Annotated in this window: 16 protein-coding genes; 5 read left to right on the top strand and 11 right to left on the bottom strand. The window is 65.9% G+C overall.

Annotation, left to right across the window (positions count from 1 at the left end):
• Positions 1–140: 140 nt before the first annotated feature.
• The 5 genes from AAFP30_RS02245 to ctaD form a co-directional block, all read right to left on the bottom strand.
• Entirely contained in the window at positions 141–593 is a 453-nt protein-coding gene (locus tag AAFP30_RS02245; RefSeq protein WP_419228196.1) for a cupin domain-containing protein, read from the bottom strand.
• Complete coding sequence (locus AAFP30_RS02240) at positions 590–1,351, bottom strand: peptidyl-tRNA hydrolase (protein ID WP_419228195.1); 762 nt, start codon at positions 1,349–1,351, stop codon at positions 590–592. Before AAFP30_RS02240 ends, AAFP30_RS02245 begins: the two co-directional genes overlap by 4 nt.
• A 7-nt stretch (positions 1,352–1,358) precedes the next feature.
• Positions 1,359–1,742, bottom strand: a complete 384-nt coding sequence (locus AAFP30_RS02235) for a VOC family protein (RefSeq protein WP_419228194.1) — start codon at positions 1,740–1,742, stop codon at positions 1,359–1,361.
• An 82-nt stretch (positions 1,743–1,824) separates the two neighbouring features.
• The gene (gene serB, locus AAFP30_RS02230) at positions 1,825–3,054 is read right to left on the bottom strand and encodes a phosphoserine phosphatase SerB (protein ID WP_419228193.1); all 1,230 of its coding nucleotides are present in this window, start codon (positions 3,052–3,054) and stop codon (positions 1,825–1,827) included.
• Positions 3,055–3,072: 18 nt separating this feature from the next.
• A complete protein-coding gene (gene ctaD, locus AAFP30_RS02225) occupies positions 3,073–4,854 on the bottom strand; it encodes a cytochrome c oxidase subunit I (protein WP_419228192.1) in 1,782 nt (593 codons plus the stop codon).
• Between the two features lie 287 nt (positions 4,855–5,141).
• On the opposite strand from ctaD, the gene AAFP30_RS02220 reads away from it, so the two are divergent.
• From AAFP30_RS02220 to AAFP30_RS02205, 4 genes are all read left to right on the top strand, one after another.
• A complete protein-coding gene (locus tag AAFP30_RS02220) occupies positions 5,142–6,176 on the top strand; it encodes an ABC transporter substrate-binding protein (protein ID WP_419228191.1) in 1,035 nt (344 codons plus the stop codon).
• A gap of 64 nt (positions 6,177–6,240) precedes the next feature.
• Positions 6,241–6,630, top strand: coding sequence for a PPOX class F420-dependent oxidoreductase (locus AAFP30_RS02215; protein ID WP_419228190.1), 390 nt, complete (start codon positions 6,241–6,243; stop codon positions 6,628–6,630).
• Positions 6,617–9,475 carry a DEAD/DEAH box helicase gene (locus AAFP30_RS02210; protein WP_419228189.1) on the top strand — a complete coding sequence of 953 codons (2,859 nt, stop codon included), beginning with the start codon at positions 6,617–6,619 and terminating at the stop codon, positions 9,473–9,475. Before AAFP30_RS02215 ends, AAFP30_RS02210 begins: the two co-directional genes overlap by 14 nt.
• Positions 9,472–10,245, top strand: coding sequence for a hypothetical protein (locus AAFP30_RS02205; RefSeq protein ID WP_419228188.1), 774 nt, complete (start codon positions 9,472–9,474; stop codon positions 10,243–10,245). The genes AAFP30_RS02210 and AAFP30_RS02205 overlap by 4 nt, the downstream gene beginning before the upstream one ends.
• Before the next feature lie 145 nt (positions 10,246–10,390).
• On the opposite strand, the gene nrdF is transcribed toward AAFP30_RS02205, so the two are convergent.
• From nrdF to AAFP30_RS02175, 6 genes are all read right to left on the bottom strand, one after another.
• A complete protein-coding gene (gene nrdF / locus AAFP30_RS02200; RefSeq protein WP_419228187.1) occupies positions 10,391–11,392 on the bottom strand; it encodes a class 1b ribonucleoside-diphosphate reductase subunit beta in 1,002 nt (333 codons plus the stop codon).
• Positions 11,393–11,429: 37 nt separating this feature from the next.
• Positions 11,430–12,173 carry a maleylpyruvate isomerase family mycothiol-dependent enzyme gene (locus AAFP30_RS02195; RefSeq protein WP_419228186.1) on the bottom strand — a complete coding sequence of 248 codons (744 nt, stop codon included), beginning with the start codon at positions 12,171–12,173 and terminating at the stop codon, positions 11,430–11,432.
• Positions 12,174–12,186: 13 nt separating this feature from the next.
• Complete coding sequence (nrdE, locus tag AAFP30_RS02190) at positions 12,187–14,382, bottom strand: class 1b ribonucleoside-diphosphate reductase subunit alpha (protein WP_419228185.1); 2,196 nt, start codon at positions 14,380–14,382, stop codon at positions 12,187–12,189.
• Positions 14,383–14,445: 63 nt separating this feature from the next.
• Positions 14,446–14,913: a class Ib ribonucleoside-diphosphate reductase assembly flavoprotein NrdI gene (nrdI, locus tag AAFP30_RS02185; RefSeq protein WP_419228184.1), complete on the bottom strand. Its 468-nt coding sequence runs from the start codon at positions 14,911–14,913 to the stop codon at positions 14,446–14,448.
• 91 nt (positions 14,914–15,004) lie between these two features.
• Complete coding sequence (gene nrdH / locus AAFP30_RS02180; RefSeq protein ID WP_419228183.1) at positions 15,005–15,238, bottom strand: glutaredoxin-like protein NrdH; 234 nt, start codon at positions 15,236–15,238, stop codon at positions 15,005–15,007.
• A 490-nt stretch (positions 15,239–15,728) separates the two neighbouring features.
• Positions 15,729–16,283 carry an NADPH-dependent FMN reductase gene (locus AAFP30_RS02175; protein WP_419228182.1) on the bottom strand — a complete coding sequence of 185 codons (555 nt, stop codon included), beginning with the start codon at positions 16,281–16,283 and terminating at the stop codon, positions 15,729–15,731.
• 98 nt (positions 16,284–16,381) lie between these two features.
• Here AAFP30_RS02175 and AAFP30_RS02170 point away from each other — a divergent pair, with 98 nt between their 5' ends.
• Positions 16,382–17,014 carry a TetR/AcrR family transcriptional regulator gene (locus tag AAFP30_RS02170; protein ID WP_419228181.1) on the top strand — a complete coding sequence of 211 codons (633 nt, stop codon included), beginning with the start codon at positions 16,382–16,384 and terminating at the stop codon, positions 17,012–17,014.
• Positions 17,015–17,064: the final 50 nt, after the last annotated feature.

Genomic DNA, 17,064 nt, shown 5'->3' with positions numbered 1-17,064 from the left:
CTGAGGAGCGACGAGCGAGCCTGCGAGCCCGACGCGTCACGAAGCCCCCCGGTCACGAGCCCTTCGTGGCTCGGCTGGCGCCTCGCACCTCAGGGATCGGGGGTGGCGGCAGGCGCCTCGCATCTCAGGGATCGGGGGATCTAGTGGCCGGCGAGACGGAAGTCCTCGAAGTCGAATCCGGGTACGACGATGCAGCTCACTAGGGAGGCGTCGTCGCCGAGCGGGCGCGCTCGTTGCCACGTGTTGGGTGGCACCACGGCTTGCGGTTGATGACCGGCCGCGACGTCTGGTCCGACGACGACGGGGGTCGGAGTTCCCGGATCGTCTGCCGTGCCGCCGAGCTCGAGCAGAACCGGCGAACCTCGGTGATACAGCCAGATTTCCGCACTGCGAACGACGTGCCACTCGGAACGATCCTCCGGCAGCAGCAGGAAGTAGATCGCGGTGCCACCGGCACGGCACCCTGGATAAGATTCGGGGAGAGCGCTTTTCGGAACAACAAGATCGCTACGCCACGTCTCGACGAACCACCCGCCCTCGGGATGCCGCGACAACCCGAGTCCCTGCGCCCACTCCGGCAGCTGGTCGCTCACTCGCCCAACACCTCCGCGATCACCGTCACCGATCCGGGGGCGATCTCGGTGAATCCGGCGTCGCGTACCGCGATCGCCCGCCCCTGCGCATCCGCGGTCAGCAGGTCGGACCACCGCGCCGCAGATGCCGCCCGCACGGCCAGCGGACATCCGGCGTTTCGCCAGTCGCGCGTGTAGTCGAGGGACATGAGTTTGACCGCCAGCATCGCGCCGTGACCGACCTGGGCGGCCATCTTGCCGACCGTCATGTCCAGCGTCGGGTTGATCCACAGGCAGACACCGCTGTCGGGCACGTCCGTCCGGATGTCGCCCTCGACCTCGGTGCCACCGATCTGCAGGCGCGAGATCCGACGGTCCACATCGCCGACCCGCCCGGGCACAAATGCCCGCGCCTGCGCGTCGCCTTCGGACGCGGTTACACCCCAGACTTCTTGCGCCGCAGCCCATTGCGCACCGCGGGCGCGGCGGGCGATCTTACGGATGCGGGCGTCGCACCATTCGTGCATCGGCTCGGCCCATGGGCCGTCGCCACCCGTCCGGTCGTCGAGGCACAGCAGCGCGACGGCTCGTCCAGCCGCGGCCAGCAGTTCGGTCCGATCCGGTGGGTCGGCCTTCTCGATCCGCACCACCATCTGCATCGCGAGCACATCGGCGGGATCCGTCGGATCCTCACCGCCGCCGACGTATCCGGCGAGCCTCCGGTAGGCGTCCTCCACGGCAGCATCATCGGATTCGAGATGTGTTGCGGGATCGGTCAATTCGTGCTCAGCCCCAATTCTCTTTCTTGGTCAGACAGAATGGATGCCCGGACGGATCGAACAGCACGCGCCAGGTGTCGCCCGGTTGTTCGGCGGGTTCGGTGGCGCCCAACCCAATACAACGCTCCTGCGCCGCGGACAGGTCGTCGACGGCGAGGTCGAAGTGGAACTGCTTGGTGCCGTTGGGGTTCGGCCAGGTGGGCGGCTGGTAGTCGGGGATCGACGCGAAGCCCATGGCCGCTCCGTCGGCGCCTTTGAGCATCGCGTACCCGTCACCCGAGGCGACGATCTCCCAGCCGAGCACCGCCGCCCAGAACTCGGCGGCGACCGATGCGTCCGCGCAGTCCAGTGACACCATCGCCAGGTCGGCGACTTTACTCGTGGTGGTCATGATGTTCCTTCCGCTCGTTGATCCGACATGTTGATCATCGTCGGTACGAACCACCTGCGGCTAGAACAAACACGACAGTCACTCAGGCCAGCGGGACCCGCCGCAGCACGCCGTCGGCGGCATCGGCCGCCTCGATCTCGTCGCGCGTCACGCCGAGGATGAACAGCACCGCATCCAGGAACGGGTGGCTCAGCGCCGCGTCGGCGACTTCGCGCAGCGCAGGCTTGGCGTTGAACGCGATACCCAGCCCGGCGACGCTGAGCATGTCGATGTCGTTGGCGCCGTCACCGACCGCGATGGTCTGTTCCATTGCCACACCGACCTGATCGGCGAAGCCGCGGAGCGCACGGGCCTTGCCTGGGCGGTCGACGATCTCCCCGATCACGCGTCCGGTCAGTTTGCCGTCCACGATCTCGAGGGTGTTGGCCTGGACGAAGTCGAGTTCGAGTTCGTGCGCGAGTCCGTCGATAACCTGCCGGAAACCCCCGGAGACCACACCACAGTGATAGCCCAGGCGGCGCAACGTGCGGATCGTGGTGCGGGCACCAGGCGTCAACTGCAGGGATTGCGCGACGTCGTCGATCACCTCGGCGTCGAGTCCGGCCAGCGCCGCGACCCGTTGGTGCAGGGATTCGGCGAAGTCGAGTTCACCGCGCATCGCCGCTTCGGTGACCGCGGCGACCTCGGCCTCACGGCCGGCCTTCGCGGCGAGCATCTCGATGACCTCACCCTGGATGAGGGTGGAGTCGACGTCGAACACGATGAGCCGCTTGGCCCGCCGGGCGAGTCCGCCGCGTTCCACGGCGATGTCCACGCCGTGACCCGACGCGACGATCGCGAGTGCCTTGCGCAGGGTGGCGTCCGCGGCGACGTCGTCGCGGCCGGTGCTGACCGCGAGTTCGAGACCGGTCAGCGGATAGTCGGCGATTCCGCGGATCGAGTCGATGTTGCCGCCCAACTCGGCCAGCGCCGCGGCGATGGCCCGGAAGGCCTTCGCGGTGACCGGACTGCCGAGCACGACGACGGCGTGACTCGAAGGACTGCGGGAGCCGGTATTGGCGCCCACTTCGACGAATACGTCGATGCCCACCGAGTCCATCGCCTGTTCGACGACTTCCTGCAGTTTCTCCGGATCTCCGGCCACCGAGACCAGCACCCCGAGGGTGAGTCGGCCGCGGATCACCACCTGCTCGACGTCGAGCAGGCTGACCTGCTGTCCGGCGAGCGCGCCCATGAGGGCGGAGGTGACACCGGGCTTATCGGGCCCGGTGACCGTGATCAGAACTGATGTGTCATCCGATGCGTGTGTCACGAATCGACCGGGTCCGCGTCAGCGCGGGTCCGAATCTCCGGACGCCTCGTGCGTACCCGTGGTCAGCGGCCCGCGACGGGCCTCCTCGACGGACTCGCTCTCGTGACCGTGGCCCGGTCCCACGTGCGCCTCGGCACGCATGCGGTCGATCATGTGCGGATAGTGCAGCTCGAACGCGGGGCGCTCCGACCGGATGCGGGGCAGCTCGGTGAAGTTGTGGCGCGGCGGCGGGCAGCTGGTGGCCCACTCGAGCGAGTTGCCGAAGCCCCACGGGTCGTCGACGGTCACGACCTCGCCGTAGCGGTAACTGCGGAAGACGTTCCACAGGAACGGCAGGGTCGACAGGCCGAGGATGAACGCACCGACGGTGGAGATCATATTCAGCGTGGTGAAGCCGTCCGACGGCAGGTAGTCGGCGTAGCGACGCGGCATGCCCTCGTTACCGAGCCAGTGCTGCACCAGGAACGTGGTGTGGAAGCCGATGAAGGTCAGCCAGAAGTGGATCTTGCCGAGCCGTTCGTCGAGCATGCGTCCGGTCATCTTCGGGAACCAGAAGTAAATGCCCGCGTAGGTGGCGAACACGATGGTGCCAAAGAGGACGTAGTGGAAGTGGGCCACGACGAAGTAGCTGTCGGACAGGTGGAAGTCCAGCGGCGGGCTGGCGAGCAGCACACCGGTCAGGCCACCGAAGAGGAAGGTGACGATGAAGCCCACCGAGAACAACATCGGTGACTCGAACGTCATGTTGCCCTTCCACATCGTGCCTATCCAGTTGAAGAACTTCACACCGGTCGGGACCGCGATGAGGAAGGTCATGAAGGAGAAGAACGGCAGCAGCACCGCGCCGGTCACGTACATGTGGTGCGCCCACACCGCGACCGACAGGGCGGCGATCGCCATGGTCGCGTAGACCAGACCCGAGTAGCCGAAGATCGGTTTGCGGCTGAACACCGGGAACACCTCGGACACGATGCCGAAGAACGGGAGCGCAATGATGTAGACCTCGGGGTGACCGAAGAACCAGAACAGGTGCTGCCAGAGGATGACGCCGCCGTTGGCCGGGTCGTACAGGTGAGCACCGAACTGGCGGTCGACCTCCAGGCCGAGCAGTGCAGCGGTGAGCAGCGGGAAGACGAGCAGGATCAGCACGCTGGTGACCAGGATGTTCCAGGTGAAGATCGGCATGCGGAACATGGTCATACCCGGTGCGCGCAGGCAGACGACGGTGGTCACCATGTTCACCGCACCGAGGATGGTGCCCAGACCCGACACACCCAGACCCATGATCCACATGTCGGCGCCGACGCCGGGCGAGTGGATCGCGTCGGTCAGCGGGGTGTAGGCCGTCCAACCGAAGTCCGCGGCACCGCCGGGGGTCAGGAAGCCGCTGATCGCCACGGTCGAACCGAACACGAACAGCCAGAAGCCGAAGGCGTTGAGGCGCGGGAACGCCACGTCGGGCGACCCGATCTGCAGCGGCAGCACGAAGTTCGCGAACCCGATCACGATCGGCGTCGCGTACATCAGCAGCATGACGGTGCCGTGCATGGTGAACAGCTGGTTGAACTGTTCGGTCGACAGGAACTGCATGCCCGGATGCGCGAGTTCGCCACGCATCAGCAGGGCCATCAGGCCGCCGATCAAGAAGAAGGCGAAACAAGCGGTGATGTACATCATGCCGATCAACTTGTGATCGGTCGTCGTCAGCAGCTTGTAGATAAACGAGCCCTTGGGCTGATAGCGCTCCGGGAACGGACGCACTGGAGCCACTTGCGTGGTGGGCTGGTCAACCGCGGTCACAGATCCTCCTCGTTGCGCGCCCTACGGGGGTCGGTCGCGTGTCTTTTCCCCGCGGTCGCCACATCAACTGAACGAGCGCTGATAACCGATCCTAAACCCTTATCCCGGCCACAGCCGAGTGGGTCCTACGATCTGTCGTAATTGATTGTCGGGTACACCGGTTTTCGCAGGTCACCTCCCACTCCCGGGGCGACGCGCGGCGGTGGATACCGGGTTGCCGCCGACGCCGCCGTGGTGGGCCGCCACCGTCGTCGGGAACGAGGGATTTCCGGTGCTAGCGTGTTGCCGTGAAACGCACCGGCGACCGAACCGTCCGAATCGGCCGAGATCGGGTCCACACCCTGGGCCGCGCCCTCGGCGCGGTGTCGTCGGCGTTCGCGCTGGCGGTGCTCGCCGGCTGCAGCCAGGACGCCCCGCTGACCACCCCGGACGGCAGTCCGATCTCCACCACGACCACCCGTGTCGCCGAGGTCAACATCGTCTCGCCGGAACGCGACTACTCCAAAACCTGTCTGGCGCCCACCGACGTCGACGCCGGCCAGACCGACGTCGAGCACATCGTGGTGACCGATCCGGCACTGCTCGACGCCGTCTGCGCGCTCGGCATCGGCTCGAAGGTGTCGGCGGTGGCGGCCGCACCCGGTTCGGTGCCCGCCTATCTGGGACCGCAACTGACCTCGGTGCCGACGATCGGCGCGACCCCGAACGCCGACGCGGTGCAGGCCGCCGACGCCGACATCGTGCTGGCCACCCCGGCCACCGCGGCGACGGCAAACTCGTTCGGCGACACACGTGTCGTCACCATCAGCCCGGGCGGCGGCTGGCGCGGGCAGTTCCAGTCCGTCGCCGACGCGCTGGGCCGTTCGTCGAGCGGCACCCGACTGCTCGACGAGTTCGACACCGAGGCCACCAAGACCGGTCGCCGGATGGATGCCGCGCACAGTCAGGTGTCGCTGATCCGCTTCACCGGCGACGGCGAAGAGGTCGCGGGCACCGACACGTTCGCCGGCCAGATCCTCTCGGCCGTCGGTGTGCAGCGACCGGCACCCCAACGCTCCCCCGAGTCGTTCGCACTCACCGACAAGACGTTCACCGACGCCGACGCCGACCTCATCTATGTCAGCTTCGTCGGCGCCGATGGGGAGACACACGGCAAAGAGGTGCTCCTCAGTGACAAGTGGCTGGATATGGGAGCGCCCACGTGGAAGCGCGTGCTGGCCGTCGACGACGACGTCTGGTACCAGTCCTCGGGCCTGGCCGCGGGGTGGCTGGTGCTCAACGACCTGAAGAAGTCGCTCAACGGGGACTCGATGGGCTACTGATCGGCCGATTCCCGCGCAGTCGAGTGGCGCGAGCCTGTCAGAGGGTGTCGCTAGTCTTGGCGTCATGGCGAAGATCCCAGCCGGATACGAAGATCTCTTGGAACGTCCTGTCGTCGGTGTTCTCGCGACCGTCGGCCCCGACGGTGTGCCGAATGCGACGCCGATGTGGTTCCAGTGGGATGGCACGCACCTGCGGTTCACCCACACCAAGGCACGCAAGAAGATCAAGAACCTCGAGCAGAATCCGAACTATTCGTTCGTGATCACCGACCCGGACAACGCCTATCGCTACCTCGAGGTGCGCGGGACGCTCGCGTCGGTGGAAGACGATCCGACCGGCGCGTTCTACGTCGTCCTCGGCAAGCGGTACGGCAATGCCGATCAGGAGCCGCCGCCGGATGCTGCCGATCGGGTCGTGCTGTCGTTGAGCGCCACCTACTTTGGCAAGAAGTAGTCCGGCGACCACAGCGCTGCACGCCCTGTGGCGGCCCGGCGTCGGGCTCGCGGTCTGGGGATTCGACGATGTCGCGTTACCCGAGGACGCGGCGCGGTTGCTCGCGCGCCGCCGCGCCGGGCGCGACGTCCCAGTGCTCGACGAGTCCGGACGCCGCCGTTTCGAACGCGCCGTTCCGCTGGGTGTCGCGTCAACCGTCGCATTGCTCGACGCGCTGCGCGACACCCCGGTCAGCGGCGAACTACGCTGGTACATCTACCTTCTCGACGGAGTCCGTGGATTCGTGACCGCCGGGACGGTGGCTCCCGGGCTCGTCGACATTGCCGGGGAGGCCACCATGCGGTGGCTACCCGTTCCCACCGCGATGTGGCGAGCGTGGCTCGATGTGGTGATCGGGTCTGCACCGGATTTCCTGACCGATAACGGCGGCGCGGTCGCACTGCAGGATCTGCTGGACGAGTTCGTCGACCACGAATGCCGGGCACGCCTCGCGACGGCCGAACCCACTGTCGCTACACCACTGATCGGAGCGCTCCTCCCCCACACCGACGCGTCAGCCCCGCTGGCCACGGCCCGGGTCCCGGCCGCGCAAGGTGCCTGGCGGGAGTGGAACAACAGTGCACCACATGATGATTCGACGCTACTGCTCCGGCTCTACGAACCGGACAGCGAGGACGACCCCGATGCGCCCACCCGGTGGCGGCTACAGGTGTGTCGGCGCAGTTCCGACGGTCACGTCGCGCCGATCGCACCGCATCGACTCGACGCGCACGACCTCGACGACGTCACCTCCGGGCTCGCGCGCGCGGTCCGCGCATTCCCCGAACTTGCCGACGCCGATCCCGACCGGCACACCCTCGACTTCCTGCTGAGCACCGAGACCGCCGAAACGCTGTTCGCGGCCGGGGCCGCTGCGCTCGGCGAGGTCGGCATCCCCGTGTTGCTGCCGCGGGCGATCGCCGACGTCCGGCCGACCCTCGGCCTGCGGGCCACCCCGGTGATCGGCAGTCCGCAACGCTCGGCGGTGGTGCGCTGGGCGGCGATCCGCAACTTCGAGTGGCGGCTCGCCATCGGCACCGGCAGTGACGCCGCCATCACCCTCTCCGAAGCGGACATCGGCGAATTGACTCGGCAGAAGGGCGATCTGGTGCGGGTCCGCGGCGTGTGGATGCGCGCCGAAGGTGCCGCCCTGACCCGGGCCGCCGCATTCGTCACCGCGCAGCGCGCCGCCGCGACCAGTGATCAGCCCGCGGACATGGGCGAACTGTTCGACTTGGTCGCCGGCAATACCGCGGTGCCGGTACCGATCTCGTCGGTGGAGGGACTGTCCTGGCTCGACGACATCGCCGAGACCGGTGCCCTGGCCCCACCACACGTCGAGAGCCCCTCGACGCTGCGTGCCACGCTGCGCCCGTACCAACTCCGTGGACTCGAGTGGCTGGTCCACCTGGCCGACATCGGTGTCGGTGGTGTCCTCGCCGACGACATGGGGCTGGGCAAGACCATTCAGGTCATCTCGCTGCTGTGCCACGAGGACCGAGCCATCGACACAGCGCCCACATTGATCGTGTGCCCGATGTCGGTGGTCGGGAACTGGCGGCGCGAGCTCGAGCGGTTCGCTCCGCACCTGCGGGTGTTGGTGCACCACGGTCCGGATCGTCATTCCCGCAAGCAATTCACGGCTGCCCGAGACAGATCCGACGTCGTGTTGACCACCTTCGCGTTGGCTGCGCGGGATCAGGAACTCCTCGGCGAACAGCAGTGGCACCGCCTCGTCGTCGACGAGGCGCAACACGTCAAGAACGTGAACACCATTGCCGCCAAGGCACTTCGCACGCTGCGGGCCGAGCATCGGATCGCACTGACCGGCACCCCGGTGGAGAACCGACTGGAGGACCTGCGTGTGGTCATCGACCTCGTCAATCCGGGCATGCTCGGCTCGGCGTCGACGTTCCGCGCCCGCTTCGCCGAACCCATCGAACGTGACCGCGACCCCGCCACCCTGCGGCGACTGACCGCATTGACCCGACCGTTCATCCTGCGTCGCGAGAAGACCGATCCCGCAGTGATCACCGATCTGCCGGAGAAAACCGAACTCACCGTTCGTGCAAACCTCACGGTCGAGCAGGCCGCGCTGTATCAGGCCATCCTCGACGACCTCATGGAGGCGCTGAAATCCAAGCAGCAACGTACCTTACGCCGACGGACGGTGCTCGCCGCGCTGACCCGACTCAAGCAGGTGTGCAATCACCCCGCCCACTACCTCGCCGACGGCACACCCATGCTGTACGACGGCGAACATCGTTCCGGCAAGGTCGAATTGCTCGCCGACATCCTCGGCACCGTCGTCGACGACGGTGAACGGGCCCTGGTGTTCACCCAGTTCGCCGAGTTCGGACACCTGCTGACGGAGTGGCTCGGTGAGCAACTCGAGACGCCGGTACCCCTGCTGCACGGCGGTGTCGGACGCACCGCCCGCGACCGGATGGTCGCGCAATTCCAGGACGACGCCGGGCCGCCGGTTTTGGTCGCGACGCTGAAGGCGGGCGGCACCGGCCTGAACCTGACTGCCGCCAATCATGTTGTCCACGTGGATCGTTGGTGGAATCCCGCGGTTGAGGACCAGGCCACCGACCGCGCCTACCGGATCGGGCAGCAGCGGGCGGTGCAGGTGCGCAAGTTCGTCTGCGTCGGCACCTTGGAGGAACGGATCGACGAGATGATCGACATCAAGCGCGAGCTGGCGAGCCTGTCGGTGTCCACCGGCGAGAGCTGGCTCTCCGACCTCGGCGACGACGAACTGTTCGATCTGTTCCGACTCCGCGACGAGGCGGTCAGCGAATGAGCCCGCGCCGAGACCCGTCCCGCTCCTACGGTCTGACGCCGTGGGCCAGGTCCTGGCTCGATGTCCTCGAACTACGCGCACCGGATGTCGTGGCGGCCGCTCATGCCCGACGGGTCACCAAGGCGCGCAGTTACTTCCGTGATCGCCATGTGCATCGGCTGACCATCACCCCGGCCCGCGTCACCGCGTCGGTGCAGGGCAGCCAACTCGACCCGTTCGACGTCACCCTGTCCATGCGGGCCATTGATCCGCCCACCGTCGCGGCGCTGCTGGTGTCGCGCGACGCCGGTGCCGATCTCGTCGGCCTCACCCGCGGTGAGCAGCCCCGCATCCTGGGCGAACTCCTGCTGCCGACCGAGAGCGCCGACATCGACTCGGACTGCACCTGCCCCGACGACACGTTGCGCTGCATCCACGTGCTCGCGGTGTCGTTCGAGGTGGCCGCAGAGATCGACCGGAACCCGACCACCCTGCTCACCGTGATGGGCACCGACCTCGCCGAGCTCGTCGGCGAGGTTCATGCCGCGACCGTGCCGGACGAGCAATCCGATTCCTCGGCAACCGATCCTGGTCCGGCGCCGACGGTCGACTATTACGGGACGTCGGCCATGCTGCCGCCGCTACCGTCGCCGCCGCGGATGAATCCGCTCACCGAGTTGGATGCCGGCAAACTCCGCGCCGCCCTGCGCGCGTCTGGCGTGCCGCCCACCGACCTCGCCGAGGCCGTCGACGACCTCGGTGCGCTCTACGATGTGTTGTTGCCGGAGTGAGGTTTTCGGGGATCTCGATGCGTTCGTCGCAGGCTCCTCACTTACTCGATCAGCGGGTGACGGCGGCTCGTCGCCTTCCCCGTTGGTCGAGTAAGCCCGCGAGCGCCAGCGAGCGAGCGCATCGAGGCCACTGCCCGGGTGGGCGTCAGAAGTCCCAGTCCTCGTCCTCGGTGTTGACCGCCTTGCCGATCACGTAGCTCGAACCCGATCCGGAGAAGAAGTCATGGTTCTCGTCGGCGTTCGGCGAGAGCGCCGACAGGATGGCCGGGTTCACGTCGGTATCGTCCTTGGGGAACATCGCCTCGTAGCCGAGGTTCATCAAGGCCTTGTTTGCGTTGTAGCGCAAGAACTTCTTGACGTCCTCGGTCAGGCCGACCTCGTCGTAGAGGGCTTCGGTGTAGTCGGACTCGTTGTCGTAGAGCTCGAAGAGCAGCTCGAACGTGTAGTCCTTGAGCTCGGCCCGACGTTCCGCGCTCTGCACCTCCAGGCCGCGCTGGTACTTGTAGCCGATGTAGTAGCCGTGCACCGCCTCGTCGCGGATGATCAGGCGGATCAGGTCGGCGGTGTTGGTGAGCTTGGCGCGGCTGCTCCAGTACATCGGGAGGTAGAAGCCGGAGTAGAACAGGAACGACTCGAGCAGCGTCGAGGCGACCTTGCGCTTGAGCGGATCGTCGCCACGGTAGTAGTCCATGACGATCTGCGCCTTGCGCTGCAGCTGCTCGTTCTCTTCCGACCAGCGGAACGCCTCGTCGATCTCCTTGGTGGAGCACAACGTCGAGAAGATCGAGCTGTAACTCTTGGCGTGCACCGACTCCATGAACGCGATGTTGGTGAGCACCGCCTCCTCATGCGGGGTGGTCGCATCCGGGATGAGCGAGACGGCACCGACCGTGCCCTGGATGGTGTCGAGCAGCGTCAGGCCGGTGAACACCCGCATGGTGAGCTGCTTCTCGTACTCGGTGAGCGTCCCCCACGACGGGATGTCGTTGGACACCGGCACCTTCTCCGGCAGCCAGAAGTTGCCGGTGAGACGATCCCACACCTCGGCGTCCTTCTCGTCGGGGACGCGGTTCCAGTTGATCGCGGATACCCGGCTCACCAATTTGATGGGTGCGCCGTCGGCGGGGCTGTGAGTTCCTGCGGTCATACTGATCGCCTCCTGCGGCGTCGTGATGGTCGGATAATCATTGCACGTGGACGAGATCGAGGATCGGTTCGACGACGGAGTCGTCGCCGACGACGTCGAGGTCTTTGTACGAGCGTCGATGCCAGAGCATCGCGGTCAGGTCGGACACCGGACCCCGCACGGCCGCATCGGCTTTCGCGTGCTCGCGACGATGTGCGAAGCCGTCGGCGGTCACCTCGAGGAACCACTCGGCATCGGGCACATCGGTTCCGTGGAGATGCAGGGTGCGGCCGATCAGGTCTGCGGGTACACCCGCGCCCATCCCGACGAAGCGTGGCGCGAACACCTCGAGCCACTCGTCGATGCCGTCGGCCGCGAGCACGGCGTCGATCGGAGTTTGCTCTCCCGGTCGCAGCGCCGACTCGAGATCCCATCGATGCATGGCGAGTTCTCCTGCCTGCCGCCGATACCAGAACGCGACGGTGCCCTCACCGACGAACGTGCGGGCAGGTTCGTCGGGATCGCGGCCGGCCAGCGTCACCACCAGCTGGTCACGACCCTCGACGTACCAGTCGATCACCTCGGCGCCGTCGGGTACTGCAATGCCGTCGTAGCCGCGGTAAAGGCGGGTGCCGTCCACCTTGTCGGCGGCCCACCGGTGTACCGCACCGACGTGACCGAGCAGGTCGTGCACGGTCCAGCCGGGGCACGTCGGCACCGGCAGTTCCAGTGCGTCGACGGGCGTGGCGGCCAGCACCGCACTCTCCTGCTCGATCGCGGCCAGCCACTGCTCGGGAGTCATCGGGTCGACTCGGTCACAACATGCACGAGACGCAACCCTCCACCTCAGTGCCCTCGAGCGCCAACTGACGCAGTCGGATGTAGTAGAGCGTCTTGATGCCCTTGCGCCACGCGTAGATCTGCGCCTTGTTCACGTCGCGAGTGGTGGCGGTGTCCTTGAAGAACAAGGTCAACGAGAGTCCCTGGTCGACATGCTGCGTCGCCGCCGCATAGGTGTCGATGACCTTCTCGTAGCCGATCTCGTAGGCGTCCTGGTAGTAGTCCAGATTGTCATTGGTGAGATATGGCGCCGGATAGTAGGCGCGGCCGATCTTGCCTTCCTTGCGGATCTCGATCTTCGCCGCCACCGGGTGGATGGAGCTCGTCGAGTGGTTGATGTAGCTGATCGATCCGGTCGGCGGGACCGCCTGCAGGTTCTGGTTGTAGATGCCGTGCTCTTGCACCGACGCCTTGAGCACCCGCCAGTCGTCCTGGTTGGGAACGTGAATACCGGCCTGGCCGAACAGGTCCCGTACCTTCTGGGTTTCCGGCTCCCACGCCTTCTCGGTGTACTTGTCGAAGAATTCACCGCTGGCGTACTTCGACTTCTCGAACCCAACGAACGCCCGCCCGCGCTCCTTGGCGATCTTGTTCGACGCCCGCAATGCGTGGTAGAGCACGGTGTAGAAGTAGATGTTCGTGAAGTCGATACCTTCGTCGCTGCCGTAGTAGATGCGCTCGCGGGCGAGGTAGCCGTGCAGGTTCATCTGGCCGAGGCCGATGGCGTGAGAGTCGTTGTTGCCCTGCTCGATCGACGGCACCGAGGTGATCGCGGTCTGGTCACTGACTGCGGTGAGTCCGCGGATCGCCGTCTCGATGGTCTGCCCGATGTCCGGGGAGTCCATGGTCTTGGCAATGTTCAGTGAGCCGAGGTTGCACGAGATGTCCTTGCCCACATGGGAATAGGACAGGTCGTCGTTGAATACCGACGCGGTGGAGACCTGCAGGATCTCCGAGCACAGGTTCGAGTGGGTGATCTTGCCGTCGATCGGGTTCGCCCGGTTCACCGTGTCCTCGAACATGATGTAGGGGTAGCCGGACTCGAACTGCAGCTCGGCGAGGGTCTGGAAGAACTCGCGCGCCTTGATCTTGGTCTTGCGAATCCGCTTGTCCTCCACCATCTCGTAATAGGTGTCGGTGACGTTGACGTCGGCGAACGGCTTGCCGTAGACACGCTCCACGTCATACGGGCTGAACAGGTACATGTCGTCGTTGGCCTTGGCCAGCGCGAAGGTGATGTCCGGGATCACCACACCGAGACTCAGTGTCTTGATACGGATCTTCTCGTCGGCGTTCTCCCGCTTGGTGTCGAGGAAGCGGTAGATGTCGGGGTGGTGGGCGTGCAGGTACACCGCACCGGCACCCTGGCGCGCGCCGAGTTGATTGGCGTAGGAGAACGAGTCCTCGAGCAGCTTCATGATCGGGATGACGCCCGAGCTCTGGTTCTCGATCTTCTTGATCGGGGCGCCGTGCTCGCGGATGTTGGACAGCAGCAGGGCGACGCCGCCACCGCGCTTGGAGAGCTGAAGCGCCGAATTGATGGATCTCCCAATGGATTCCATGTTGTCTTCGATGCGCAGGAGGAAGCAGCTGACTGGCTCACCGCGCTGCTTCTTGCCCGAATTGAGGAAGGTGGGGGTGGCCGGCTGGAACCGGCCGTCGATGATCTCGTCGACGAGATTGCGGGCCAGCGCGGTGTCGCCGTCGGCCAAGGTGAGCGCCACCATGCACACGCGGTCCTCGAAGCGCTCGAGGAATCGCTTGCCGTCGAAGGTCTTCAGCGTGTAGCTGGTGTAGTACTTGAACGCGCCGAGGAAGGTCGGGAAGCGGAACTTCTTGCCGTAGGCGTGCCCGAAGAGCAGCTTGACGAACTCGCGGTCGTAGCGCGCGAGCACCTCGGGTTCGTAATAGTTCTCCTCGACGAGATAGTCGAGCTTCTCGTCCAGGTCGTGGAAGAAGACCGTGTTCTGATTGACGTGCTGCAGGAAGTACTGCCGCGCGGCCTCGCGATCCTTGTCGAACTGGATCTTGCCGTCCCGGTCGTACAGGTTGAGCATCGCGTTGAGCGCGTGGTAGTCGAGCTCACCCGGCTCGTGTCCGGACGGACCGGAATGCACGCCCGACTGGCTGGCGGATGCGGTGTCAGAGACGGCTGCGGCAGTTGGCGACACGAGGACTCCCGGGTTCGATGGTTGTCTGTATGGAACGAAGCTAGCGCGAGGGTCTGACAGGATTCAGGCCCGCGCGGCGTCGAGCATGACGCCCGCCGGATCGGCGAACGCGGGGCTCTGCGCGAAGTCGGTGAGCCCCTGGCGGACCCGCTCGACGTCGTCGGTGGTCCCCATGAGCTCGAATCGATAGAGGTAGGGCACCGAGCACTTGCGCGAGATGATGTCGCCGGCGTAGCAGAACTCCTCACCGAAGTTCGTGTTGCCCGCCGCGATGACCCCGCGGATCTGTGACCGGTTGTCCGGATTGTTGAGGAACTTGATGACCTGCTTGGGCACGTACCCGGCCCGATCGCCGGTGGCCTTGCCACCGCCGTAGGTGGGGCAGATCAGGACGTACGGCTCGTCGATGCGGAACGCGCCCGGATCACCGACGAGCGGGATACGCGCGGTGCGCATACCCAGCTTGTCGACGAATCGGCGCGTGTTCTCCGAGACCGAGGAGAAGTAGACGATCAGCGGCGATACCGACACTGCGTCCCCCTCCCCACGGCTCTCGATGACGAATGATTGATCGACGCTGATCCGGCTTCCCCGTCGGATCGCGACGCTGCGACGAGGAGACTCAGGCAGCCTTGGTGACGAGCGCCTTGATCCGGTCCAAGCGGAAACCCGACCAGTGCTCGTCGCCGGCGACGACAACCGGGGCCTGCAGGTAACCGAGAGCCATCACATAGTCCCGCGCCTCGTCGTCCTGGCTGATGTCGACGACCTCGTATTCCAGGCCCTGCTTGTCGAGTGCCTTGTAGGTCGCATTGCACTGCACGCAGGCCGGCTTGGTGTAGACGGTGATGCCCATGGAATCTCCTCGCTTGGTGATGTGTCAGCAGCAGTTGGTAGCTCTCGAACCCACTGGTTGTCGCAACCCAGCCCAACGCTGTGACGTGCACTTTTCCAACGTGAAGATTGTGATTCCCATCACGCTCTTCCCGCCTTTCCGACGACCCGTTTCCGGCCCTTCGAACGTCTGCCGCGTTGGTAGGCCAAACACTACACCTAGTGGGTGACATTTCTACGGACCACAATAACTTGTGAATAACATTCGTGAAACTCGCAGGTCGGAGGCCCGTGCAGAATCGTGAAGTCGGCGTGTCCGGCGTGTCGTCCACAACTTGTCCCGCGTCACTCCACAGACAACGCCCAGCAGTCCACAGGTAGTCCCAAATCTGACACGCCCGGGTAATAGAAATCACCCCACCGATCGACCCGACAGCCCCGCGCGGCGGGGCGGACGAGCCGACCGATGGGGTGATCCATCGAATCGTCTTGAGACGAACCTCTTGGGACGATCAGGCCGCGACGGCGACCTCGGAGACCAGACGCTCGACGGCTGCGACGACCTGCTCGACGACGGCCGGATCGCTGACACCGTGCTCACCGAGCGTGGCGGTGGCGATGCCCACCTCGACGTCCTCGATGACCCGGCCGCCGGCGATGCCGACCGACTTACGGGTGTCCTGACGCGACCAGGTGCCTGCGTACTGGCCGAGGGCGGCACCGATGACGCCGACCGGCTTGCCGGTCATCGCGCCGGCACCGTACGGGCGGGACAGCCAGTCGATGGCGTTCTTCAGCACGGCCGGCAGGGTGCCGTTGTACTCCGGGGTGACCAGCAGCACCGCGTCGGCTGCTGCGATCTCGTCACGGACGGTGGCAACACCCTGGTGCACGGCGCCCTGGTCGTCGTCCTCGTTGTAGAACGGCAGGGCCGCGAGGCCGTCGACGATGCGGACGGTGACGCCGGCGGGCGCGTTGTCGATGGCGACCTGGGCCAGCTCACGGTTGATCGAGGCCTTGCGCAGGCTGCCCACCAGAACTGCGATCTGCACGGTGCGTTCGGTCACAGAAATACTCCTCTAGATGCAGGTGACGTTTACCGAGCGATCCAACCGGACCGAAGTCCGATTAATTCCGGCATCGGGCAAAGCGTTACGCTCATCACGTGCCGAACGGTCCCGAGAGCAATCTCGTCCCCCTGAACCTGGCAGGTGCCGGGGTGGACACCGAGCGGGCCGACGCTGCGCGCAACCGTCAACTCCTCCTCGCAGCCGCAAAGAACCTGATCGACAATCACGGGGCCGCGGCGGTCACCATGGATGCCGTCGCCCGGGAGGCCGGCGTCGGCAAGGGCACGGTGTTCCGGCGCTTCGGCAGCCGCACGGGTCTGATGCTGGCCCTGCTCGACCATTCCGAATCGGAGATCCAACAGGCCTATCTGTCCGGTCCCGAACCGCTCGGTCCCGGTGCGCCACCGCTGGACCGGCTCATCGCCTACGGTCGGGCGCGCCTCAAGATGACCGTCGATCACCTCGACATCCTGCTGCAGGCCGGCGGCCCGCACGGCGACACGCTGGCCCACCCCGCCTACGCCGCGGCGAATCAGCATGTCGCAATCCTGCTCCGGCAGCTCGGCTTCGGCGACCGGGTCGACGTCGTCGCGGTCGCCATCCAGGCACCGCTCAATGCCCCGGCTGTCAAACACCTCCTCGACATCGTCGGCCTCGACATCGACACGATCACCGCCGATTGGGAACGACTGGTTCGCGACCTCGTCGCCGGTGCCGCGTCGTCCTGAGCGGTCGGGTCCGTCGCGCTCGCCGCGCGATCTACGCCAATCGGTTTTAG

It is taken from the genome of Gordonia sp. CPCC 205515 (assembly GCF_048537925.1).
GTDB lineage: Bacteria > Actinomycetota > Actinomycetes > Mycobacteriales > Mycobacteriaceae > Gordonia.
This window is presented reverse-complemented; position numbering and strand designations above follow the sequence as displayed.